This is a genomic window from Oerskovia turbata (assembly GCF_000718325.1).
Taxonomy (GTDB): Bacteria; Actinomycetota; Actinomycetes; order Actinomycetales; family Cellulomonadaceae; genus Oerskovia; species Oerskovia turbata.
In genome coordinates this window covers 97052-120060 of the sequence record NZ_JOFV01000004.1, presented here as the reverse complement: position 1 = coordinate 120060, position 23009 = coordinate 97052, and the positions used below count along the sequence as shown (strand labels likewise).

The 23009-nt window shown below is 73.4% G+C and carries 21 protein-coding genes; 11 read left to right on the top strand and 10 right to left on the bottom strand.

Annotated elements, in window-relative coordinates; all coding sequences use genetic code 11:
* The first annotated feature begins 8 nt into the window (after positions 1-8).
* From IE95_RS0105085 to IE95_RS20335, 5 genes are all read left to right on the top strand, one after another.
* Positions 9-242: a DUF3046 domain-containing protein gene (locus IE95_RS0105085; RefSeq protein ID WP_030150556.1), complete on the top strand. Its 234-nt coding sequence runs from the start codon at positions 9-11 to the stop codon at positions 240-242.
* A gap of 26 nt (positions 243-268) precedes the next feature.
* A complete protein-coding gene (locus IE95_RS0105080) occupies positions 269-2437 on the top strand; it encodes a phage holin family protein (RefSeq protein WP_030150555.1) in 2169 nt (722 codons plus the stop codon).
* On the top strand, positions 2434-3306 hold the full coding sequence (locus IE95_RS0105075; RefSeq protein ID WP_030150554.1) for an MBL fold metallo-hydrolase: 873 nt from the start codon (positions 2434-2436) through the stop codon (positions 3304-3306). The genes IE95_RS0105080 and IE95_RS0105075 overlap by 4 nt, the downstream gene beginning before the upstream one ends.
* A 229-nt stretch (positions 3307-3535) precedes the next feature.
* A complete protein-coding gene (gene recA / locus IE95_RS0105070) occupies positions 3536-4624 on the top strand; it encodes a recombinase RecA (protein ID WP_030150553.1) in 1089 nt (362 codons plus the stop codon).
* Between the two features lie 23 nt (positions 4625-4647).
* Positions 4648-5613 (top strand): regulatory protein RecX, encoded by a 966-nt coding sequence (locus tag IE95_RS20335; RefSeq protein ID WP_129429375.1) that lies wholly within the window; start codon positions 4648-4650, stop codon positions 5611-5613.
* A 133-nt stretch (positions 5614-5746) separates the two neighbouring features.
* On the opposite strand, the gene IE95_RS0105060 is transcribed toward IE95_RS20335, so the two are convergent.
* From IE95_RS0105060 to IE95_RS0105045, 4 genes are all read right to left on the bottom strand, one after another.
* The gene (locus tag IE95_RS0105060) at positions 5747-6655 is read right to left on the bottom strand and encodes an amino acid ABC transporter permease (RefSeq protein ID WP_051702754.1); all 909 of its coding nucleotides are present in this window, start codon (positions 6653-6655) and stop codon (positions 5747-5749) included.
* A complete protein-coding gene (locus IE95_RS0105055; protein ID WP_030150550.1) occupies positions 6652-7341 on the bottom strand; it encodes an amino acid ABC transporter permease in 690 nt (229 codons plus the stop codon). Before IE95_RS0105055 ends, IE95_RS0105060 begins: the two co-directional genes overlap by 4 nt.
* A 110-nt stretch (positions 7342-7451) precedes the next feature.
* Positions 7452-8312: a glutamate ABC transporter substrate-binding protein gene (locus tag IE95_RS0105050; protein ID WP_030150549.1), complete on the bottom strand. Its 861-nt coding sequence runs from the start codon at positions 8310-8312 to the stop codon at positions 7452-7454.
* A gap of 240 nt (positions 8313-8552) precedes the next feature.
* The gene (locus tag IE95_RS0105045) at positions 8553-9386 is read right to left on the bottom strand and encodes an amino acid ABC transporter ATP-binding protein (protein ID WP_030150548.1); all 834 of its coding nucleotides are present in this window, start codon (positions 9384-9386) and stop codon (positions 8553-8555) included.
* A 278-nt stretch (positions 9387-9664) separates the two neighbouring features.
* On the opposite strand from IE95_RS0105045, the gene miaB reads away from it, so the two are divergent.
* Positions 9665-11233 (top strand): tRNA (N6-isopentenyl adenosine(37)-C2)-methylthiotransferase MiaB, encoded by a 1569-nt coding sequence (gene miaB / locus IE95_RS0105040; RefSeq protein ID WP_240666241.1) that lies wholly within the window; start codon positions 9665-9667, stop codon positions 11231-11233.
* 36 nt (positions 11234-11269) lie between these two features.
* Here the strand turns inward: miaB and IE95_RS0105035 are convergent, their stop codons facing one another.
* Complete coding sequence (locus IE95_RS0105035; RefSeq protein WP_030150546.1) at positions 11270-11773, bottom strand: type III secretion system chaperone family protein; 504 nt, start codon at positions 11771-11773, stop codon at positions 11270-11272.
* A complete protein-coding gene (locus IE95_RS0105030; RefSeq protein WP_084689838.1) occupies positions 11770-12414 on the bottom strand; it encodes a type III secretion system chaperone family protein in 645 nt (214 codons plus the stop codon). The genes IE95_RS0105035 and IE95_RS0105030 overlap by 4 nt, the downstream gene beginning before the upstream one ends.
* A gap of 59 nt (positions 12415-12473) precedes the next feature.
* On the opposite strand from IE95_RS0105030, the gene IE95_RS0105025 reads away from it, so the two are divergent.
* Positions 12474-13145, top strand: a complete 672-nt coding sequence (locus IE95_RS0105025) for a hypothetical protein (RefSeq protein WP_129429374.1) — start codon at positions 12474-12476, stop codon at positions 13143-13145.
* Positions 13142-13852, top strand: coding sequence for a DJ-1/PfpI family protein (locus tag IE95_RS0105020; protein ID WP_030150543.1), 711 nt, complete (start codon positions 13142-13144; stop codon positions 13850-13852). Before IE95_RS0105025 ends, IE95_RS0105020 begins: the two co-directional genes overlap by 4 nt.
* A gap of 88 nt (positions 13853-13940) precedes the next feature.
* Here IE95_RS0105020 and IE95_RS0105015 read toward each other — a convergent pair whose 3' ends face one another.
* The 3 genes from IE95_RS0105015 to IE95_RS20330 are packed head-to-tail and all read right to left on the bottom strand — an operon-like array spanning position 13941 to position 18270.
* Positions 13941-15863, bottom strand: a complete 1923-nt coding sequence (locus IE95_RS0105015; RefSeq protein ID WP_030150542.1) for a hypothetical protein — start codon at positions 15861-15863, stop codon at positions 13941-13943.
* Positions 15860-17773: an HSP90 family protein gene (locus IE95_RS0105010; RefSeq protein ID WP_030150541.1), complete on the bottom strand. Its 1914-nt coding sequence runs from the start codon at positions 17771-17773 to the stop codon at positions 15860-15862. The genes IE95_RS0105015 and IE95_RS0105010 overlap by 4 nt, the downstream gene beginning before the upstream one ends.
* Positions 17770-18270, bottom strand: a complete 501-nt coding sequence (locus tag IE95_RS20330; RefSeq protein ID WP_051702753.1) for a type III secretion system chaperone family protein — start codon at positions 18268-18270, stop codon at positions 17770-17772. The genes IE95_RS0105010 and IE95_RS20330 overlap by 4 nt, the downstream gene beginning before the upstream one ends.
* Positions 18271-18437: 167 nt before the next feature.
* Here IE95_RS20330 and miaA point away from each other — a divergent pair, with 167 nt between their 5' ends.
* Both miaA and IE95_RS0104995 read left to right on the top strand, forming a co-directional pair.
* On the top strand, positions 18438-19391 hold the full coding sequence (gene miaA / locus IE95_RS0105000; protein ID WP_030150539.1) for a tRNA (adenosine(37)-N6)-dimethylallyltransferase MiaA: 954 nt from the start codon (positions 18438-18440) through the stop codon (positions 19389-19391).
* A complete protein-coding gene (locus IE95_RS0104995) occupies positions 19388-20371 on the top strand; it encodes a diaminopimelate epimerase (protein ID WP_030150538.1) in 984 nt (327 codons plus the stop codon). Before miaA ends, IE95_RS0104995 begins: the two co-directional genes overlap by 4 nt.
* A gap of 126 nt (positions 20372-20497) precedes the next feature.
* On the opposite strand, the gene IE95_RS0104990 is transcribed toward IE95_RS0104995, so the two are convergent.
* A complete protein-coding gene (locus IE95_RS0104990; protein WP_030150537.1) occupies positions 20498-21160 on the bottom strand; it encodes a class I SAM-dependent methyltransferase in 663 nt (220 codons plus the stop codon).
* Between the two features lie 240 nt (positions 21161-21400).
* Between IE95_RS0104990 and hflX the strand changes: the two genes are divergently transcribed.
* Entirely contained in the window at positions 21401-22930 is a 1530-nt protein-coding gene (gene hflX / locus IE95_RS0104985; RefSeq protein ID WP_030150536.1) for a GTPase HflX, read from the top strand.
* Positions 22931-23009: the final 79 nt, after the last annotated feature.

The window sequence follows — 23009 nt, the reverse complement described above, 5'->3', positions numbered from 1 at the left end:
CTGTCCCCGTGCGGTATCGAGAGTTCTGGCAGCTGGTGGACGAGGTCTTCGGATCGGCCTACGGTCGCGCCCTGACCCGGGACCAGGTGCTGAACGCCCTGGGCGACCGCACCGCGGTCCAGGCGATCGAGGACGGCGTCGAGCCCCGGCACGTGTGGCACGCGCTGTGCGACGCGCTGGAGGTGCCGGACTCGCAGCGGTGGGGTACCGACAGGCACCGGCAGGCGCCGCCCGCGCGGTAGGTCCCTCGGCGCGGCATCATGGCGGCATGAGGCACCTCCCGTTCTCCGTGCACGACCTGACGGGGGCCCTCTGGTCGCTCGTGTCGACGACGGCGGGCCTGGCGCTCGCGATCTGGATCGTTCCCGGGGTGCGGATCACGTCGTGGTGGTCGGTGGTCCTCGCGGCGCTCGTGGTCGGTGTCGGTGACGCGTTGCTGCGTCCTGTGTGGCGGGTCGTCGCGGGTCGTGCGGGTGTGCTCGGTGCTCTGGTCTCGGGGTTGGCGGGGCAGGTGCTCGTGGCGTGGCTTGCCCTGACGTACCTGCCGGGTTTCGAGACCGACGACTGGGGCAGCGTCGTGGCGGTGCTGGTGCTGGCGGCGTTCTTCATGGCGATCGGCCGGTGGGCGATCGGCGCGAGCGACAACGAGTACGTGATCGACCACCTGCTCCGGCGTGCGCGCCGGGCGCAGCGTGCGCAGGCGCGCCGGGCGCGGTCCGGGGCGGCGGGTCCGGGCGAGCGGCGCGCCGCCGGGCCGGACGGGCCGGACGGGCCGGACGGGCCGGACAGGCCGGAAGATGGCCCTGCGCGCGCGGGCCTCCTGGTCGTCCAGCTGGACGGCGTGGCGCGCGAGACGTTCGACCACGCGGTCCAGGCAGGGCTGGCCCCGAACCTCGCGCGCTGGCTCGGGTCCGGCTCCCACCGGCTCGAGTCGTGGTGGGCGCGCGTGCCGTCGACGACCCCGGCGAGCCAGGCGGGGCTGCTGCACGGGACGAGCGAGCACGTGCCGGCGTTCCGGTGGTGGGACCGCGCGCAGGGGCGCCTGGTCGTGACGAACCGGCCGCCTGACGCGGCGCAGGTCGAGGCCCTGACGAGCGACGGGCGCGGTCTGCTCGCGGACGGCGGGGTCGCGGTCTCGACGATGTTCTCGGGCGACGCCTCGACGAACCTGCTCGTCATGAGCCGTGCGGGTGCGGGTCTGGGGCCGGGGCAGCTCTTCGTGCACTTCTTCTCGAGCCCGTTCGTCCTGGTGCGGGCGCTCGTGGCGACCGTGGGGGAGTTCTTCAAGGAGCTCTACCAGGGATGGCAGCAGGCCGTGCGGGACGTCGTGCCGCGGGTCTCGCGCCTGGGGGCCTACCCGGTCCTGCGGGCGGTCTCGAACGTGGTGCTGCGTGACCTGAGCACGTCGCTCGTCGCCGAGCAGCTCGTGCGCGGGGCGCCCGTGGTGTTCGTGGACCTCGTGGACTACGACGAGATCGCGCACCACGCGGGGCCGTTGCGCCCCGAGGCGATGCGGGCGCTCGAGGGGCTCGACCGGGTCGTGGGGCTGTGGGAGCAGGTGGCCCAGGTCGCGCCGCGGCGCTACGAGATCGTCGTGCTGTCCGACCACGGCCAGTCGCTCGGTGCGACGTTCGAGCAGGTCGTGGGTCGGTCGTTCCTCGACGAGGTGCGCCGCCTCATGGCGGCCCGACCCGCCCCGGGCGAGCGGCGCCGTCGGGCGTCCGGGGTGCGGTCGCCCGGGTCGGCGGACTCCGAGGCCTGGGGAGCGGTCAACACCGCGCTCAACGCGCTCGGGCGTGGTGGCGCCCAGGACGCGAGGGGCGGCCGCGTGCTCGTAGGACCCGACCGCGAGCCGGGACCCGTGAGCCCGGGCGACCTGCCCGAGGTCGCGGTCGTCGGCTCGGGGAACCTGGGTCTCGTGTGGTTCCCGCGCTCCCCGGTGAGGCTCGTGGGCGACGAGATCCGGGCGCGCTGGCCCGCGCTCGTGCCGGGCCTGGTCGCGAACCCGGCCGTGGGGGTCGTCGTCGTGCAGGAGAGCAGGCCCGCGCAGGGCGAGGTGCCCGACGTCGTCGCGTACGGCCCGGCGGGCAGCCGCCACCTGGTCACGGGCGAGGTCCACGGGCAGGACCCGCTCGCCCCGTACGGGCCGCGGGCCGCGCCCGACCTGCTGCGCGCCGCCTCGCTCGAGCACGCGGGGGACCTGCTGCTGGTCTCGAGCGTCGACGACGCGGGGCTGGTGCACGCGTTCGAGGGGCTGGTCGGCTCGCACGGCGGACTGGGCGGCGCCCAGAACGAGGCCATGCTGCTGTACCCCGCGAGCCTGCGCGTCACGGACGGGGCGCGCGAGGACGTGGGCGGGACCCGCATGCTCGTGGGCGCCGAGGCCGTGCACGGCGTGCTCGTCGGGTGGCTGCGGGAGCTGGGGGTCAGGACGTGACCGGGGCGGCGCCCGGGCTGCGGGTGACGTGGCTGGGGCACTCGAGCGTCGTGCTCGACGTCGCGACGCCCGACGGGGACGTGCGCCTCGTGACCGACCCCCTGCTCAGGCGCCACGCCGGGCTGCTGCGCCGACGCGGCGTGCGGCCCGCCGAGGTGTGGCGCGGCGCCGACGCGGTGCTCCTCTCTCACCTGCACCACGACCACGCCGAGCTCGGCTCGCTGCGCCTCCTGGGTGACGCCCCGGTCCTCACGGCGCCGGCGAACGCGCGCTGGCTGCGTGCGAAGGGACTCCCGGGCGTCGGTCTCGGTGCGGGGCCCGAGCACGACGACCGGCCCCTCGTGGGTCCGGTGCCGGGTCGCCCGCGCGGCCCGCTGCCCGCCTCTGCGGGGAGCGGGCACGGTGCGTGGCACGACGTCGGTGCGCACGTCCGCGTGCACCTCACGCCCGCGGTGCACGGGCACCGGCCCATGCCGCACCGGCCCAACGCCGCGGTGGGGCACCTGGTGCGCACGGACCGCTGGACGCTGTGGGCCGTGGGCGACACCGAGGCCTACCCGGGCATGGCGCACCTGCCGGCGCTCGCGGGCGGGCCGGTCGACGTCGCGCTCGTGCCCGTCGCGGGCTGGGGGCCGCGGCTCTCGGGCGGTCACCTGGGACCGGTCGAGGCGGCGCACGTGTGCGCGACCGTCGGGGTGCGGGTCGCGATCCCGGTGCACTGGGGCACGCTGCACACGCCGGGCGGGCAGAACCTGCCGCGCGGGTGGATGGACCACGCGGGGGCGGCGTTCGCCGCGGCGGTGCGCCGGTGGGCCCCCGGGACGCGGGCGGTCGTGCTGCGGCCGGGGGAGTCGTGGGACGGGGCGTGAGAGGCGCGGGTGCGCAGGGGCGGGGCGGGGACACGCCGCACCGCGAGGGCTCTCTCGAACAGGTGTTCGGGTAGAGTTGTGCACAGCACGAGCTGACCGTCCGTCGTCCACAGGCAGGACCAGGGGGGGCGGCGGGTGTCAGTGGCGGCACGTACCGTCGGGACACGACACAGGCTTCCTGAACACACTCTCGGCACGGTTCCGTGCCCCGCACGCAAAGGTGACCGACATGCCCGCACCCGCAGACCGCGAGAAGGCGCTCGAAGCCGCCCTCGCCCAGATCGACCGCAACTTCGGCAAGGGCTCGGTGATGCGCCTCGGCGAGGAGGGGCGTGCGCCCATCGAGGTCATCCCCACCGGGTCGATCGCCCTGGACATCGCGCTCGGCATCGGCGGCCTCCCGCGTGGTCGGGTCGTGGAGATCTACGGCCCCGAGTCGAGCGGCAAGACGACCGTCGCCCTGCACGCCGTCGCGAGCGCACAGCGCGCGGGCGGCATCGCGGCGTTCATCGACGCCGAGCACGCGCTCGACCCCGAGTACGCGAAGAAGCTGGGCGTCGACACCGACGCGCTGCTCGTCTCGCAGCCGGACACCGGTGAGCAGGCCCTCGAGATCACGGACATGCTGATCCGCTCGGGTGCGATCGACATCATCGTCATCGACTCGGTCGCGGCCCTCGTGCCCAAGGCCGAGATCGAGGGCGAGATGGGCGACAGCCACGTCGGTCTCCAGGCTCGTCTCATGTCGCAGGCGCTGCGCAAGCTCACGGGTGCCCTGAGCCAGTCGGGCACCACCGCGATCTTCATCAACCAGCTCCGCGAGAAGATCGGCGTGTTCTTCGGCACGCCCGAGACCACGACCGGTGGCAAGGCCCTGAAGTTCTACGCGTCGGTCCGCCTGGACATCCGCCGCATCGAGACGCTCAAGGAGGGCACGGACGCGGTCGGCAACCGCACGCGCGTCAAGGTCGTCAAGAACAAGATGGCCCCGCCCTTCAAGCAGGCCGAGTTCGACATCCTGTACGGCGTCGGGATCTCCCGCGAGGGCGGGCTCATCGACATGGGCGTCGAGCACGGTTTCGTCCGCAAGTCCGGGTCCTGGTTCACGTACGGCGGCGACCAGCTCGGGCAGGGCAAGGAGAACGCGCGCTCGTTCCTGCGCGACAACCCGGACCTCGCCAACGAGCTCGAGAAGAAGATCAAGGAGAAGCTCGGTGTCGGGCCCCAGGTCGACGCACCGGCGGATGCCGCAGCGCTCGCCGAGCCGGTCGCCCCCGTGGCGGCCCCCGCTGGTAAGGGCAAGAAGGCCGTCCTCTGATCGTCGACGACCCGCTGGACCGCATGCCCGAGTGGGCGCGTCCCCTTCCCGGTGAGGAGGGGGACGCGCCCGCGGGTGCTTCCGGTGCCGGCGGCACGACCGGCACATCCGGCTCCGCTGGCACGCCCGGCGCCGCCGGCACTCCCGTCGCGGGGTCCGGGGCCGCCCCCAGGACCGGACGGACGGCCAGGCCGACGGCCGCCGCCGCAGGGGGGCGGGCCACCGGGGGAAGCTCGTCGCTCGCGCGCGGGTCCTCGCGGTCGCGCGACGGGAGCAACGGGTCGTCGGGGCGCGGCGGGTTCGGGCAGCGCAGCTCGTCCGGGTTCGGCAGCAGCGGGCTGAGCGGCGGGTTCGGCTCGACGCCCTCGAAGCGGCGCGCGGGCGGGTCGCGCCGCAAGGAGTACTCGGGGGAGCGCAAGGAGCGCACGCCCCGCCCCACGGTCGCCGACCGCGTCGAGTCGGACGCACTCGCCGGTGCCGAGCTCACCGAGCACGCACGCGAGGCGATCCTGCGGACCCTGACCGCAGCCCCCAAGAGCAGGCGCCAGCTCATGGACGCCATGACCCGCAAGGGCTACCCGCCCGAGGTCCTCGAACCGATCCTCGACCGATTCGAGGAGGTCGGCCTCGTCGACGACGCCGAGTACGCCGGGATGATCGTCCGCACCCGCCACGGTGAGCGTGGGCTCTCACGCCGCGCCATCGCGCAGGAGCTGCGGCGCAAGGGGATCGACGACGACACCGCGACCGGCGCCCTCGACCAGGTCGACGAGGACGACGAGGCCGAGGCCGCCCGCGACCTGGTCCGACGGCGCCTCGCCCGCACGACAGGTCTCGACCGCGAGGTCCGCACCCGACGCATCGTCGGGATGCTCGCACGCAAGGGCTACAGCCCGTCCCTCGCGCTCACCCTGGTCCGCGAGGAGATCGCCCGCGAGGGGGAGCAGCCGGACGACGACGAGCCCTTCGGCGGGTTCGACGACCTCTGAGGGCGAGCGACGCCGTCGGGCCGCTCAGCGCAGGCGGGACCCTCGGTGCCGGCGAGACCCTCGGTGCACCCGGCGGTCCCGGTCCATGGCGGACCGGGACCACCGGGTGCCGTGCCCGCACCGTGGCGGGCGCCTACTTCGGCGCCGGCGGGACGACGGGAACCGTGCCCGCCGGGGCAGCACCGCGTGCCCCGACCGCGAGACCGGGCGTGGCCGCACGCACGGGCCCCGCCGTCCGGCCCTTGAGGCGACGCGCGAGGATCTCCGCGACCCTCGACAGGACGTAGTTGATCGCGATGAACAGGATCGCCGCGACCAGCAGCGACTGCAGGATGTTGCCGTACGCCGACCCCAGGCGGCGCGACTCCTGGAGCAGCTCGGTGTACGTGATGATGTAGCCCAGCGCGGTGTCCTTGAGGACCACCACGAGCTGGGAGACGAGCGCCGGGAGCATCGCGATGAGCGCCTGCGGCACCTCGACCGACCGGAGCGACTGGCCCCGCGTCAGACCGACCGCCAGAGCCGCCTCGCGCTGCCCCGTGGGCAGCCCGTACACACCCGAGCGGACCAGCTCCGCGACGACCGACCCGTTGTAGAGGATCAGAGCGATCACGACCGCCATGAACGGGGCGTCCGGCACCTTGAGCTGGGCCAGGAACAACCAGAAGAAGATCATCATGAGCAGCACCGGGACAGCCCGGAAGAACTCGACGACCAGCCCCGAGAGCCAACGGACCGGTCGGACCGAGGAGAGGCGCCCCACGCCGAACAGCAGGCCGAACACGATCGCTCCCACGATCGCCACGCCCGCGGCGCGCAGGGTGTCGACGAGACCCGGCAGGTAGAAGTTGTCCCACGCGTCGGCCGTGAAGATCGGCTGCCACTTCTCGGCGGACAGCTGACCCTCGCGACCCAGCAGCACCAGCGCGTAGGCGGCGATGCCCGCCACCACGACCACACCCACGACGTTGCCGACCACGATGGTCCGACGTCCCCGGGGACCCGGTGCGTCGAACAGGACCGTCTGCTGCGGCGCGCTCATCGCTTCACCGCCAGGCGGCGGGACAGCGCCGTCGTCGCGAGGCCCACCGGGATCACGAGGATCACGTAGCCGATCGCGAACGTCAGGAAGATCGCGATGATGACGTCGGAGTCGAACTCGATCATGGTCTTCATGAGGCTGGAGGTCTCCGTCGCGACACCGGCCGCGGCGGCCACGGTCGAGTTCTTGATGAGGGCGATGAGCACGTTGCCGAGCGGGGCGACCGACCCGCGGAACGCCTGCGGCAGGATGACGATCCGCGCGGCGGGCAGGAACGACAGACCGATCGCGCGAGCAGCCTCGGCCTGACCGATCGGCACGGTGTTGACCCCGGAACGGATCGCCTCGCACACGAACGCCGCGTGGTACACCGCGAGCCCGAGGACCGCGAACCGGAAGAAGTTCGACGGGAAGTCGTCGGCGAGCTGGATCTTGAGCTGACCCCAGACCCCCAGGGTCAGGAAGACCATGATGATCGTCAGCGGCGTGTTGCGGAACAGCGTCACGTAGGTGGCGCCGGCCCACTGCAGGCTCGGGATCGGGGAGATCCGCATGAGCGCGAGCACCGTGCCGATGACCAGCGCGAGGATCGCCGCCCAGAACGTGAGCTGGATGTTGACCCAGAACGCACCCAGGACGTCGTAGGACTCGAAGAGACGCAGGAACTGAGAGAGGTAGTCACCCACGACGGGTCACCCTTCGCGAGGTGCGGCGCGGACGCCGCACGAGACCGGACAGGGACGGGTGCCGGGCCGGGCCCACGCTGAGACGTGACCCCGGCCCGGCAGCGGACCTGTCAGGCGCAGGCGTCCGGCGTCGGCGGGTTCTCCGAGGCGTTCGGGGTGTACCCGGTGCCCTCGGTGTTGGCCGTGATGGCCTCCTCCCACGAGCCGTCGTCGATCATCTCGGTGATCGCGGCGTTGATGTCCTCGCACCTGTCGCTGCTCTGCGGGATCCCGACGCCGTAGCGCTCGGTCGAGAACGGCGCCCCGACGACCTTGACCTTGCCCTTGTTGGCGGGCTGCGCCGCGAGACCGGCCAGGATGATGTCGTCCGTGGTGACCGCGTCGACCTGACCCGAGAGCAGTGCGGTCACGCACTCGGCGTAGCCCGGCTGCTCGAGAAGGTTGACGCCCGCGGCGTACTCGTCCTTGATGCGCTGGGCCGACGTCGAGCCCGTGACCGAGCAGAGGTTCTTGCCCTCGAGGTCCCCGGGCCCCGTGATGTCGGTGTTGTCCTCCGCGACGAGCAGGTCCTGCCCGGCGACGAAGTACGGGCCGGCGAACGCGACGGTCTCCTTGCGCTTGTCGGTGATCGAGTACGTCGCGAAGATCATGTCGACCTGGTCGGTGCTCAGGAGCGTCTCACGCTGGGCGGACGGCGCCTCCTTCCACTCGATCTGGTCCTCGGAGTAGCCGAGCTTCTCGGCGACGTACCGGGCGACGTCGGTGTCGAACCCGGTGTACGTGTCGCCCTCCTTGAAGCCGAGACCGGGCTGGTCGAACTTGATGCCGATCGTGATCTTCTCTCCGCCGGACGTCGCGGTCGAGTCGTCGGCCGAGCCGCCGCCGTCGTCGCTGCCCCCGCACGCGCTCAGGGCGAGTGCGGCGGTCGCGGCGAGTGCGACGAGTCCTCCGGTACGGGTGCGTGTGCGCATGGTGTCTTCCCCTTCGTCGGTGCCGAGCCGTCACGGGAGTCCTGGTGGTCACCCGCTGCGCCCGGCGGTCGTTGCCGGTCGAGCTGTTCGGTTGCTACAGGTGGGCCGGGCTCGTCGGTGAGCCCGGGGACCGTGGGGCGTGCCTTGTGCTGGGGAGTGCTGGTCTGCTGGGGGAGTGCTGGTCGCGAGACCGGGTCGTAGGAGTGGTCGGGGCGGACGCGCCGGTGCGTCCGAGAGGGGTCAGTGGGTGAGGATCTTGGACAGGAAGTCCTGGGCGCGGTGGCTCTGGGGGTTCGTGAAGAACTCCTCGGGTGGGGCCTCCTCGACGATCTGGCCGTCGGCCATGAAGACCACGCGGTGGGCCGCCTTGCGGGCGAAGCCCATCTCGTGGGTCACGACGATCATGGTCATGCCTTCCTTGGCGAGGGCGACCATGACGTCCAGGACCTCGTTGATCATCTCGGGGTCCAGTGCAGAGGTCGGCTCGTCGAAGAGCATGACCTTGGGGTGCATGGCCAGGGCTCGGGCGATGGCCACGCGCTGCTGCTGGCCGCCCGAGAGCTGGGCCGGCATCTTGTCGGCCTGGTTCCCGATCCCGACACGGTCGAGCAGTGCCAGGGCCTCCTTCTTGGCCTCGGCGGACCTGGTCCGACGGACCTTGACGGGACCGAGCGTCACGTTGTCGAGGATCGTCTTGTGGGCGAAGAGGTTGAACGACTGGAACACCATGCCGACGTCGGCACGGAGCCTGGCGAGCTCCTTTCCCTCCTCCGGCAGGGGCTCGCCGTCGATCACGATCGTGCCCGTGTCGATGGTCTCGAGCCGGTTGATGGCGCGGCACAACGTGGACTTCCCCGAGCCCGAGGGGCCGATCACGACGAGCACCTCGCCGCGCCGGACCGTGAGGTCGATGTCCTGCAGGACGTGGAGGTCCCCGAAGTGCTTGTTGACCCCGTGGAGCTCGACGAGCGGAGGTCCGAGCTCGTCGTCACGCGACGGCGCGTCGGGTGACGACGAGGGGGTGGTGGGCGACGCGTCGGGAGCGTCGCTCGGGGTGGTCGGTTGCGCGTCCATTTTCTGAACCTAGGGGGGTTTTGTTGCGCACGCCACTGTTTCCGGCAACAGTTCGGCAACGGACGGGCAACAGATGCCCGGCTGGTCCTGTCAGGGCGTTTCGGTCCGGCGCCCGGCGCGCCGTACCCTTGACGGTGATGTTCTCCACCGCCCTGCGCCCCGAAGACAGCCCCGCCGCGGGTTCCGCCGACGTATCTGCGGCCGACCCGCCGGGGGCCCCCCAGCCCGTTTCCGCCGGTCACGCCGGAGCGGTGCCGGCAGCGGCGCAGCGCACCTACATGGTCCGCACGCTCGGGTGCCAGATGAACGTCCACGACTCCGAGCACATGGCGGGCATGCTCGAGCAGGCGGGGTACACCCGCGCGGAGGCGGCCGACGAGGCCGCGCACCGTGCCGACGTCGTCGTCATCAACACGTGCGCGGTCCGGGAGAACGCTGCCACCCGCCTGTACGGCAACCTCGGCCAGCTCGCGTCGATCAAGGCCAGGCGGCCGGGCATGCAGATCGCGGTCGGCGGATGCCTCGCGCAGAAGGACCGGTCGGGCATCGTCGACAAGGCCCCGTGGGTCGACGTCGTGTTCGGCACGCACAACCTCGACGCGCTGCCCGTGCTCCTGGAGCGTGCCCGGCACAACGAGGCCGCACAGGTCGAGATCGCCGAGTCGCTCCAGGTCTTCCCCTCGACCCTGCCGACCAAGCGCGAGTCCGTGTACGCGGGCTGGGTCTCGATCAGCGTCGGCTGCAACAACACGTGCACGTTCTGCATCGTGCCGCACCTGCGCGGCAAGGAGCGCGACCGGCGACCGGGCCAGGTCCTGGCCGAGGTCCAGGCGCTCGTCGACCAGGGTGCGATCGAGGTGACCCTGCTCGGGCAGAACGTCAACAGCTACGGCGTCGAGTTCGGCGACCGCGGAGCGTTCGCCAAGCTCCTGCGTGCGTGCGGCGAGATCGAGGGGCTCGAGCGCGTGCGCTTCACGTCCCCGCACCCGGCCGCCTTCACGGACGACGTGATCGCCGCCATGGCCGAGACGCCCAACGTCATGCCCCAGCTCCACATGCCGCTCCAGGCCGGGTCGGACCGCGTGCTGCGGGCCATGCGCCGCTCCTACCGGTCCGAGAAGTTCCTGGGGATCCTCGACCGGGTGCGGGCTGCCATGCCCGACGCGTCGATCACCACCGACCTCATCGTGGGCTTCCCCGGGGAGACCGAGGAGGACTTCGCCGAGACGTTGCGCGTCGTCGAGGCCTCACGCTTCTCCTCGGCGTTCACGTTCCAGTACTCGCAGCGCCCGGGGACCCCCGCGGCCACGCTCCCGGACCAGCTGCCCAAGGAGGTCGTGCAGGAGCGCTACGAACGCCTCCAGGCGCTCCAGGACCGGATCAGCGCCGAGGAGTCGGCCCGCCAGGTCGGTCGCACGGTCGAGGTCCTCGTGACCGAGGGGTCAGGGCGCAAGGACGGGGCGACGCACCGCCTGACGGGCCGGGCCGCGGACAACCGTCTGGTCCACCTCGCGGTGCCGGACGAGGTCGTCGCGCTGATGGCCGGACGCTCCGACGCGGACGTCACGGCCGACGACCCGCGCCTCGCCGACGCACCGGACCCGCGGCTGCCCCGCCCCGGCGACATGGTCACGGTCGAGGTCACGCGTTCCGCGCCGTACCACCTCGTCGCGGACTCGGTGCTCGACGGCGGCACCTACGCGGTGCGCCGCACGCGTTCGGGCGATGCCTGGGTCGCGCGCGAGAAGACGCGACTGGGTGGCGGTGACGACCACGGTCACTCGCACGGTGCACCGTCGGCGGGCGGTCCCGTGAGCCTCGGTCTGCCGAGCCTGCGCCGCCCCTGAGATCGTGGCGGGTGCACCAGGTGGCGCACCCAGGACTCAGGTGGGAGGGAGCTGGCCGCCGATCGTGCTGAAGAGCTGGACCGCGGTGCCCAGCCCGCACGAGACGATCTGGCCGAGCTGGTCGTCGGTCACCCCCTGCTCGAGGTCGACCGACACCTCGGCGTACACCGCGAGGCCCTGGCTCTCCTCGCGGACGTAGACCTTGGGCCAGATGCGCTCGCGGTTCCAGTCGTTGACGGTCTGCAGGAGCACGAGCCGGGCCGCCACGGGCACGGTCGTCGACCAGCGGCCGCGGACCTGGAGGATCTCCTCGTGGTCGCCCAGGAGCAGGAACCAGAACCGGTTCCCGTCCCACGTGCCCGTGACGTCGCCGTCGTCGTCGAGGCGGAAGTGGTAGCCGCGCCGCGTGAGGTGGTCGCCGATGCGGCGGGTCGACAGCGGCGAGGGCACCTCGACGTCGACGTGCACGTCCTCGACGGGCTTGGGCCGGTGGTTGCCGAACAGGCGCGCGAGCCAGCTCGTCCGGGGGGCGGGGCTCATGGTGCGGACCTCGCAGGGTCCGGGTAGAGCTCGTCGAGGGCGTCGAAGAACATCGAGCCCGTGGACAGGCCGCACTGCAGGAGCTGGTCGAGCTGGTCGTCGTTCACACCGTGCTCGAGGTCGACCGTGACCTCGGTGAACACGTGGACCATGCCGTTGTCCCGCACGCGCGTGTAGGCCTTGGGCCAGATGCGGTCCGCGTTCCACTCGTTGCAGAACTCGAGGATCTCCTCGAGGCGCTCGATCGTGATGTCCCGGTTCCACTGGCCGCGGACCTGCAGGATCTCGTGGTGGGAGCCGAACAGCAGGAAGTAGAACAGCCGCCCGTGCCACAACCCGCCCACGTCGCCCTCGGCGTCGAGGAAGTAGCTGTAGCCGGCGTCGGCGATCCACTCGAGGACCCGGGCGCGGTGCAGGGGGGTCGGGATCTTGTCGTGCTCGATGTCGGCGATCATGGTGCCACCGAGCTCGCGGAGCAGCAGGCTCTCGACCGAGGCGTGCAGCGCGGCGTCGTCGAGGTGCGTGCCGGGGGCCCCGCCGACCTCGTCCGTGGCGTGCTCGTCGGGAGCGTCCTTCCTGCCCTGGTCGCCCGAGTCGTCTCGTCCTGCCTGGTGTCCCCGTCTGCCGCCGAAGAACCTCATGCGCCCACCCTACCTGCGCCCGCTGGGGATCGTCCTGCTCGCGGGGTAGCGTGGCGCGCGTGATCGTTCGCGCCGTCGCCATGCCCGGTACCCCGTTGCTCGTCCCGGGCGTCGCAGGCAGGGCCGAGGTCCTCGCGGGGACTCGCGCCCAGGTCCTCGACGCGCTGGGAGAGCTGTCGCGGGACGCGCGGCGCGTCGTCGTCCTGGACTGCGGGGCTCGCCGGGCGGGGGAGCGGCGGGGCGCGATGCGTCCGGCCCTCGAGGCTGCCGGGGTGGATCGGCGCTGGTGGGGCTGGGCCCCGCGAGCGTCGGCCGACGGGCTGCCCGCCGCGGGCGTCGCCGCGTCGGTCGCTCTCCTCGCCCTGGACGCGGCAGGCTGGCAGGGCCCGGTCGAGGTCGTCGAGCTCGGGAGCGCGACCGTCCCGGCCGCCGCGGTCGGGCTCGTGCGGGAGGTCCTGGCGGAGCCCGGCACGGGACTGGTCGTCGTCACCGGTGCGCGCCCCCCGCTTCCCGACGGCGCCGCTCACCCCGCGAGCGCGGGTGCGGCGGGCGGCACGGCCGTGAGCCCGGAGGTGGGCCGCAGCCCGGCCGAGGACACGGTGCTCCGCGCGCTCGGCGAGGCGTGGGACAGCGCTGCCCTGCACGCGACCGGCGAGTACGAGGAACGTCTCTACGAGGTCGTGAGATACGGGGTCCCCGCGGACGAGCGCGCTGCTACCGTGCCCCGGTGACCGCACCGTTGCGCATCGTCGCCCTGCTCTTTCCCGGTTGCACCCAGCTCGACCTGACCGGTCCCGCCCAGGTCTTCGCGCGCTTTCCCGGCGCGCAGGTGGACCTGGCGTGGCGTGACACCGCGCCGGTCGCCACGGACTGCGGGTGGTCGATCGTCCCGACCACGACGCTCGCCGACGCGCCGCCGGCCGACGTGCTCTTCGTCCCGGGCGGGGACGGGACGTTCGAGCTGCTCGAGGACGAGGACGTGCTCGCGTTCCTGCGACGGCAGGCGGCCGGTGCCCGGTGGGTGACCTCGGTGTGCACCGGGTCGTTCCTGCTGGCTGCCGCGGGCCTGCTCGACGGTTACCGGGCCACGACCCACTGGGCGTCCTTGCCCCTGCTCGCCGAGCTCGGGGTCGAACCCGTCGCCGAGCGGGTCGTCGTCGACCGCAACCGGGTCACGGGCGCCGGGGTGACCTCCGGGATCGACTTCGCCTTCGTGCTCGCGGCCCGTGACCTCGGGGACGACGTCGCCCGTCGGCTGCAGCTCTTGCTCGAGTACGACCCCCGACCGCCGTTCGACGCGGGCTCGCCCGCGACGGCCGACGCTGCCGAGGTGGCGACGATCCGGTCCGCGGTGCGGGACGCACGGCTGGGACGTGTGCAGGCTGCCGCGGCTGCCGGAGCTCGTCGCGTCGCTGCGTCGCGCGCCGACGTGACGTGACTGCGGGGCGCGGGCCGGGAACGCACGGGACGCGCCGGTGCGCGACCGGCCCGGGAGGTCCGGGCCGGTCCCACACCGGCGCCGGTGATCAGCGGCGGCTGACCGACTCCGCGACCTGACCGGCGTCGTCGTCGCGGCCCAGGCGGCGCAGGACGGTGACGAGCTCGTTGCCCACGAGCGCCCGCGAGGCCTGGTCGTGCGCGAGCCGGAAACCGTCGAGAGCCGCCTCGAGCGCGAGGACCGCGCCCTCGTGGTCCCCCGCATCGGCGCGCGTGGTCCCGGCCAGCCAGAACGCGTGCGCGGCGCCGTCCAGGTCGCCTGCACGAGCGAACTCCTCGGCGGCGGCCTCGGCGGACGAGGACGCCCGCTCGTGCTCGCCGAGCGTCGCCAGGAGCCGGGCGCGCGTGTCGAGGAGCTCACGGCGCTCGCGCGCCGCCCGCTCGTCCTCGGCGCCGACGCTTCCCTCCGCCGGGGCGGACCCGGTCTCCGTCAGAGCCTTGTCGACCGCCGCGAGCCCCGCCGCCGCGGTTCCCGCTCGCGCGGTCAGCCGGGCGTAGGCGCGCACGACCGGGCCCCGGAACGCGGGGTCCACGCCGCCGGCCCGCAGGAGCGCCACAGCACGGGGGAAAGCCGCGAGGGCCCCCTCGACGTCCTGCTCGCCCGCCGCGAGCTGCGCGGCCTCGGCCAGGGCGAAGCCCGCCTGGTCCAGAGCACCTTCGGCCTCGAACAGCGCGGCCGCCCGCTGGTACGCGCCGGCGGCGCCTGCGGGATCGTCGGTGCTGAGCGTCTCGGCGTGGGCCACGAGTGCCGCGACACCGCCGACCTGAGCTCCGTCGGTCGCGGGCTCGGCCACGGGGTCCGGGACCACGACCGCGGTGTCCCGGACGAGGGCCGAGACGTCGGCGTCCGTCGCTCCGAGCACCCCCAGGCTCACGGGCAGGAGCGTCGGCGTGCCCGCCCACACCTTCTCGGTGCGTCGCGTCGTCGCGTCGGTGCCGTTGCGCGCGTCGAAGGCTGCGGCGATCTCGCGGGCCTGGGCGCGCACCCAGGTGTCGAGCTCGGCGACCGTGGACGCCGGGACCTCGCGCAGCGCGATCGGGCGCTCACCGTGCTCGGCCGCGAGCAGCGACGTCGCCGTCCCGACGCTGAGGAGGAACGCCCAGCGGTCGCGGGGGGAGTCTGCGGTCACGAGGTGGTCCTGGTGCTCGACGATCCGGGTCAGAGCACGCTCGACGTTGCCGGTCCGTGCGAGGAACTCGATGTGCCGGCCCTGCGGCCCCTCCATCGCGACCCCGTTGTCGAGGTGCCGCAGGCCCCGGCGGTGGGTGGCGGCCGCCTTGTCCGCGTCCCCGGTCTCGAGGTAGGCGAGCTGGAGCCGGGAGAGCATGTCGCCGGGCTCGGTCGCGCACTCGGGGGAGCCCGCGAGGACCTGCTCCAGGAGACGGATGCCCTCCTCCAGGCGCCCGGTGTCGAACAGGTAGGCGGCACGGTCGCCTGGTTCGCACGCCTCGCACTGCGAGAAGTCGTCCCGAGGTGTCGCGACCCAGGCCTCGTACGCCGCCGCAGTGTCCTGCGTCCCCCGGGCGCGGGCCCACTGGAAGCGGGACATCGTCACGGCGTTCATCCCGTTGCCCGCGACGGCGTACCGGCGCTCCATGTCGTCGAGCGTCCGCTCGATCTGCGCGGCCGGGACCGCAGGGAAGTCCATGAGGTTGCCGACCATCCACTTGAACGACCAGAACAGCGAGTGCGTGTCCTGCTCGTCGAAGTGCTCGGGGTGCTCGTCCCACCACCGCAGGAGCTGCGTGAACGGCAGGTAGGCCTTGGTGACCTCGTTGCCCCACACGTAGGACTCGACCAGCACGAACAGCGCGTACGCCCTGGCCTCGACGGGGCCGTCGGCCGTGATGCGTGCGAGCTCGGCCTCGGCCGCGGTGCTCCGGGCGACGCCGTAAGGCATCTCGCGGACGCGGAACAGCGCTTCGTTGGCCTCGTGGACCGTGCGGGTCATCGGTTCTCCTCCAGGGGGGTCGTGCCGGGGCGCAGCGCGCGGTCGAGCAGGACGCCGAGCGAGCCGTTCATGAGCGTGGCCTCCGAGGCCCGCAGGGGCCGGCCGGACAGCAGCAGGGCGGTGACGTACAGGGACTGGGCACCCGCCTCCAGCACCTGAGGGTCCGTCGTCGCGAGCAGCGACCGGACGGTCTCGTTCGTGTCGTTGAGGACGAGCCGTCGGGAACGGGCGGGACCGGAGAGCTCGGCGAGCACCTGGCCCCAGACGTCGTCCGCCGCGTCGGCCGTGGCCCGGGCCTCGCGCTGGTGGTCGCCGTCCCGGTCGTGCAGGAGCATCGCGGGCAGCGCCGCGGGCTCGAAGGCACGCACGACCGCCTCGCAGTCGTGCGGTGCGAGCGCGTCGTCGACGGCCTGGACGGCGTCCGCGACCTCGAGCTCGCGCAGCGGGTCGACCTCCAGGAGCGCCTGGGAGACGTCGTCCGACGTCACCGGTGCCAGCCGCCACTGCGGGAAGCGGCGGGAGATGCGTTCGAGCAGGTCCGCGTCGTAGACGTACCCGCCGTTGACGAGGCCGAGACCCTGGGCCGCCGCGACGGGCGCGACGCGCCGGAACTCCTCGACGCTCGGGGTCCACAGCATCCGGGACCCTTCCGGCAGGGTCGCGGCGAGGTCCGTGAGCGTGCCGGTCCCCTCGGTGGTCTCGAACGGCAGGACCCGGGCCGCGAGGTCGAGCATGTCGTCGTCCTGCAGGGCCAGGGCTCGCACGGCGAGGTGGTGCACGCGCAGGAACGCGCGGCTCGTGGGCGAGCTCTCGGCGAGGGTGGCGAGCGCCCACTCCCGGACCCGAGCCCCGAGGGCCTCGCGCGTCGCGAGCAGGACCTCGTCCTCGTAGAGGCCCTCGCGCGACGCGGTGGGGCGCAGCGCCGAGGCGTCCAGGACGCAGCGGACGAAGAACGCCCACGGCGGCAGGAGGTCGTCGACCCGGGTGCCCAGGAGCATGCGCTTGAGGTACACGCGGTGGCTCGACGGGGTCGTGGGCGAGACCGCCGCGGGCAGCACGTACGCGACGCCCGTCAGGCCTGCGAGCGGGAGGTCGAGGTCGATGCGGGCCAGCGGCGTGAAGCCGAGCGTCTGCTCGGCGTACCGCGTCAGGGCCGCGTCGCGGTCGGCAGGTGTCGCGTGCCGCTCCTTCCACGGGAGGTCCGTGCCGCTGAGCCGGCGCCAGACCGTGGGTGAGGCGCCGTCCGTTCCCGTGGCGACGTCGCCGTCGGTCAGGTCGAGCCGGACCTCGACCTGGAGGTCGACGGGGAGCAGCGACCCGAAGTCCTGCGCGAGCGCCGTGACGGTCTCCGGGGCGAGCCAGTGCTCCATGTCGCTACGCGGACGCAGGCGGACGACGCTGCCGGGCTCGGCCGGGACCGTCGGGTCCTCGTGCGGCACCTCGGTCAGCTCGTAGCTGCCGTCCGCGAACCCGCGCCAGCGCACCGGGGCGGGAGCCGCGCCGTCGGGCAGGGAGCGCGCCGAGCGGGACGTGAGCTCGATCTCGTCGGCGACCATGAACGCGGACAGCAGACCGATGCCGAACTGACCCAGGAACTCCTCGCGGCCCGTGCCGAGCTCGACGTCGCGCTTGGAGCTGCGACCGATCGTGGCGAGCAGCTCGGCCGCCTCCGCGAGCGTCAGGCCCACGCCCGTGTCGGCGACCTCGAGCGACCCGTCGGGCAAGGGGCGCAGCCGGATGGCCGCGGGCGCGACGTCGCCCGGCTGCGCGGCGGGCAGGTCCCGGCGCGCGGTGATGGCGTCCACGCCGTTCTGCAGGAGCTCGCGCAGGTACACGCGCGGGCTCGAGTACAGGTGGCGCGCGAGCAGGTCGACGACGCCGTGAAGGTCGACCTGGAACGTGCTCGTCAAAGCGGCCGGTCCTCGACGAAGGTGTTCGCGTCGGAGGAGTCCGCGTCGGAGGCGGGGAACTGCTCGTCGAGCTGCTCGAAGAACTGGAGCCCTGAGTACAGGCCGCACTCGACGAGCTGGCCGAGCTGGTCGTCCGCGACGCCGAACTCCAGGTCGGTCGCGACCTCGGTGTAGATCGCGACGCGCTCGCCCTCGACCCGGCAGAAGACCTTGGGCCACACCTTGCGCTGGTTGAAGTCGTTGGCGAGCATGACCAGGCCCACGTGCTCCTCGGCGGGCAGCGTGCGGTGCCAGCGCCCGCGGACCTGCAGGATCTCCTGCTTGGAGCCCTGGACGAAGAAGTAGAAGATGTTCCCGTCCCAGCCGCCGCCGAGGTCGCCGTCGTCGTCGATCCCGTAGTTCCAGCCCTTGCCCGCCAGGAAGGCCTCGACCCGGTCGCGCGACAGCGGTGCGTTGGGGGTCCGGTCCGTGTCGCCGGGCTTGGTGAAGTAGCTCATGTCTCGTTCCTCGTCGTCGGTTGCCGCTGCCGTGCGGCGAAGGCCGTGCGGGCGGGCGCCTGCCCCTGTCCACCCACCCTGAGGAGCCTACGCACGACCACCCACACCGGGACAGGGTGGATTTGTCCGACCAGGTCCTCGGCGCTGGGGCCGGGTACGGTTCTCGGATGCTCATCGTCGCCGTCGTCGGCCCCACCGCGACCGGGAAGTCCGACCTCGCCCTCGACCTCGCCCAGGCCCTGGCCCCCGCAGAGATCGTCAACGCCGACGCCTACCAGCTCTACCGGGGCATGGACGTGGGGACCGCGAAGGTGCCCGTCGACGAGCGGCGGGGGATCGCCCACCACCAGCTCGACGTGCTCGACCCCGCCGCCGACGCCTCGGTCGCCGACTACCAGGCCGCGGCGCGCGCCGACCTCGACGCGATCGCCGCGCGCGGCGCCCGCCCCGTCGTCGTCGGCGGCTCGGGGCTCTACGTGCGCGCGCTGCTCGACGAGATGAACTTCCCCGGCACGGACCCCGCGGTCCGTTCCCGCCTCGAGGAGCGCGCCGAGCGCGAGGGCACGCGGGCCCTGCACACCGAGCTGTCCCGGCTCGACCCCGCGGCGGCGATCTCGATCGGCCCCGCCAACACCCGACGGATCGTCCGGGCCCTGGAGGTCATCGAGATCACGGGCGAGCCCTTCACGGCGAACCTCCCGCGCCAGGAGTACGTCCGCCCCGCCGTGCAGATCGGGCTCGACTGCGACCGCGAGACGCTCGACGCGCGCGTCGCCGGCCGCGTCGAGCGGATGTGGGACCACGGGCTCCTCGACGAGGTCCGGGCGCTCGCCCCGAGCCTCGGACGCACCGCGGAACGAGCCGTCGGCTACGCCGAGGTCCTCGCGCACCTGCGCGGTGAGATCACGACCGACCAGGCACGCGAGCAGATCACCGCGAACACGCGCCGGCTCGCCCGCAAGCAGATGGGCTGGTTCGGCCGCGACCCCCGTGTGCACTGGCTCGACGCGCAGTCGCCCACGCTCCTCGCCGACGTGCTCGAGGTCGTCCGGGCGGCCGACGACGGCACCCTGGACGCACGCACGGACGACCGCCCGACGCGCCGTAGTCTGGGCTCATGAGCCCCACGCCGCCCCGTTCGACGACCCGCTTCGCCAAGGGCCACGGGACCCGCAACGACTTCGTCCTGATCGCCGACCTCGAGGGCAGCCGCGACCTCGACGCCGCCCAGGTCCGGGCGCTCGCGGACCGCCGCTCCGGGATCGGCGGCGACGGCGTGATCCGGCTCGTGCCCACCGCGTACATGCCCGAGTCGGCGCAGGTCCTCGCGGAGGACCCCGACGCGATCTGGTTCATGGACTACCGCAACGCCGACGGCTCGATCGCCGAGATGTGCGGCAACGGGGTGCGCGTCTTCGCGGCCTTCGCCGAGCGGCTCGGGCTCGTCGACCTCGGCACCACCGAGGACCGGTCCGGCGCCGACGACGCGCACGAGGCGCCCGCGGCTCCCCGGGGCCTGGCGGTCGGCACCCGCGCAGGCGTCAAGCACGTGCGCAAGGAGGCGAACGGCTGGTACGCCGTGGACATGGGCCCGTGGTTCCTGCCCGGCGGACGCGAGGCGCTCGACGAGGGCTTCGACGCGGCGGTCGCGATCTCGGGCTGGGAGGTCCCACGTCCCGCGCTGAGCGTCGACCTGGGCAACCCGCACACGGTCCTCGCGCTGCCGCAGGAGGACGAGCTCGAGGCCGCCGACCTCACGCAGGCCCCGACCGTCTCGCCCGAGCCCCCGCACGGCACCAACGTCGAGCTCGTCGTCCCGCTCGGCGAGGAGGTCTCGGTCGACGGGACCGTCGTCGGACGGCTGCGCATGCGCGTGCACGAGCGCGGCGTGGGCGAGACCGAGTCCTGCGGGACGGGGGCGTGCGCCGCGGCGCTCGCGGTCCGGGCGTGGGGTGGCCCGTCGTCGCCCGACGTGTGGCTCGTCGACGTGCCCGGCGGCACGGTGCGCGTGACCGCCCTGGAGGGCGGCCGCGTCGAGCTCGCCGGACCGGCCGAGATCGTCTTCGGGGCGGAGATCGACCTGGCGGCGTTCACCCGCTGACCACGGCACCGCGGGCGCACCCAGGTGCCCGACGGCGGCGCGCACCGGCGCGCTCGGCGCGCGACGACCCGTGGTCGCCTCGGGCGAGGCGGCGGGTCGGTGCGGCCGGGTGGGGGCGGCGGGCGCTCAGCCCGCGCGCGCGACCTCGAGCACCCGGAACCCCTTGGCGCTCGCACGCCTGCTGACCGACAGCTCGTCGTCCAGGTGCTCGTTCAGCCAGGCCATGAGCGAGTCCGCGCCCAGGTTGCGCTGCACCACGAGGTACGCCTCGGTGCCGGGCTCCAGGCGCGGCAACCAGTGCAGCAGCATGTCGTGCAGCACGTCCTTGCCGACCCGGATGGGCGGGTTCGACCAGATCGCCGCGAACCGGACGTCGGCCGGGACGTCCTCGGGGCGCACCGCGCGCACGTTCTCGAGCCCCAGCCGTGCCGCGTTGCGGCGCGCGAGGTCGAGCGCACGCTCGTTGACGTCGACCGCCCACACGGTCGCGGCGGGCGACTCGAGCGCCATGGTCAGCGCGACCGGGCCCCAGCCGCAGCCGAGGTCCAGAAGGTTCGCTGCGCCGTCGGGCCCGGGCGCCACGGGCGGCAGGTCCGGGACCGAGCGCAGGAGGACCTGCGTGCCCAGGTCCAGGCGCCCGGGGGAGAAGATGCCCGACGCGACCTCGACCGTGACCTCGCGGCCCGCGAGCCGGACCGTGAGCTCCCGGCGCTCCTCGGCGGAGGCGGGCTGCGCCGTGAAGTAGTGGTCGGGGGAGGGCTCGGGCGCCGCGTCGGGAGGTGTGGTCACGAGGACCGATCCTATCGGCCGGCGCACGACCCGCCGCGGTGGCCCTGGGCGCGCCGGACGGGCCGGTCCCCGCTGCGCCCTGGGATGAACCGCGGCCCCGCAGGGCGAATTGGTTCGCGCCGGGACGATCCGGCGTGCCACGCTTGTTGTACGACATGCCGACCGGAGCGTCTCCGGACGGAAACGACCGGCCCAGGTCACCTCGATCCGGCGCCCGGACCCTCAGCTGAAAGGCGGCCCATGACCCAGACCCCCGCGAACCCCACCCCTGAGACCGAACCGGAGACCGTGCGCCCCGAGCGCGACATCGCCGGTGACGTCGTGGCACGGGTGCTCGCACGGGCGGGGACCGCGCGCGCCGAGGGAGGCACCCAGCACTCCGTCCACGACGGCGAACAGCTCGAGCTCGCCGAGCGCACCGCGCTGCGACGGGTCGCGAACCTCTCGACCGAGCTCGAGGACGTCACCGAGGTCGAGTACCGGCAGCTGCGACTGGAGAAGGTCGTGCTCGTCGGCCTGTACAGCGGCAGCGGCGAGGCCGCGGCGACCGAGGCCGAGGTCTCGTTGCGCGAGCTCGCGGCCCTCGCCGAGACGGCGGGCTCCCAGGTGCTCGACGGCGTGCTCCAGCGCCGCCAGAAGCCGGACCCCGGGACCTACCTCGGGTCGGGCAAGGCCGAGGAGCTCGCGTCCGTCGTGGCCGTGAGCGGCGCGGACACCGTCGTGATCGACGGCGAGCTCGCGCCCTCGCAGCGCCGCGCGCTCGAGGACATCGTCAAGGTCAAGGTCGTCGACCGGACCGCGCTCATCCTCGACATCTTCGCCCAGCACGCCAAGTCCCGGGAGGGCAAGGCGCAGGTCGAGCTCGCGCAGCTCGAGTACCTGCTCCCGCGCCTGCGAGGCTGGGGCGAGTCGATGTCCCGGCAGGCCGGTGGTCAGGTGGGCGGCGCCGGCGCGGGCATGGGCTCGCGCGGACCCGGTGAGACCAAGATCGAGCTCGACCGGCGCCGCATCCGCGACCGCATGACCAAGCTGCGCCGTGAGATCGCCGCGATGGCGCCGGGCCGCGAGACCAAGCGGTCCTCGCGCAAGCGCCACGCGATCCCGTCGGTCGCGATCGCGGGGTACACGAACGCGGGCAAGTCGAGCCTGCTCAACGCCCTCACGGGCGCGGGCGTGCTCGTCGAGAACGCCCTGTTCGCGACCCTGGACCCCACCGTCCGGCGCGCGCAGACCGAGGACGGGCGCGTGTACACGCTCGCCGACACGGTCGGGTTCGTGCGGTCCCTGCCGCACCAGCTCGTCGAGGCGTTCCGCTCGACGCTCGAGGAGGTCGGCCAGGCCGACCTGCTGCTCCACGTCGTCGACGCGTCGCACCCCGACCCCGAGGGGCAGATCGCGGCGGTCCGCCACGTGCTCGCCGACATCCCGGGCATCGACCAGGTGCTCGAGGTCGTCGTGCTCAACAAGGTCGACGTCGCCGACCCCGACGTCGTCGCACGCATCCGCGGGCGCGAGCGCCGCACGATCCTCGTCTCGGCGCACACCGGGCAGGGGATCGACGACCTGCTCCAGCTCATCTCCGACGAGCTGCCGCGTCCCGACGTCTCGATCGACGTCGTGGTGCCCTACCACCGCGGCGACCTGGTCAACCGTGTGCACCTCACGGGCGAGATCGACCTCGAGGAGCACGTCGAGACCGGGACGCGGCTGCTGGGTCGCGTCGACGAGGGGCTCGCGCTCGAGCTCCACGCGGTCGCGGTCCGGGCCTGAGGTCGCTTCCGCCGGACCGGGTACGCGCCCGGTCCGGCGGAACCCCGGGGGAGCGCCCAGCCGTGTCGGTGGCCCCCCG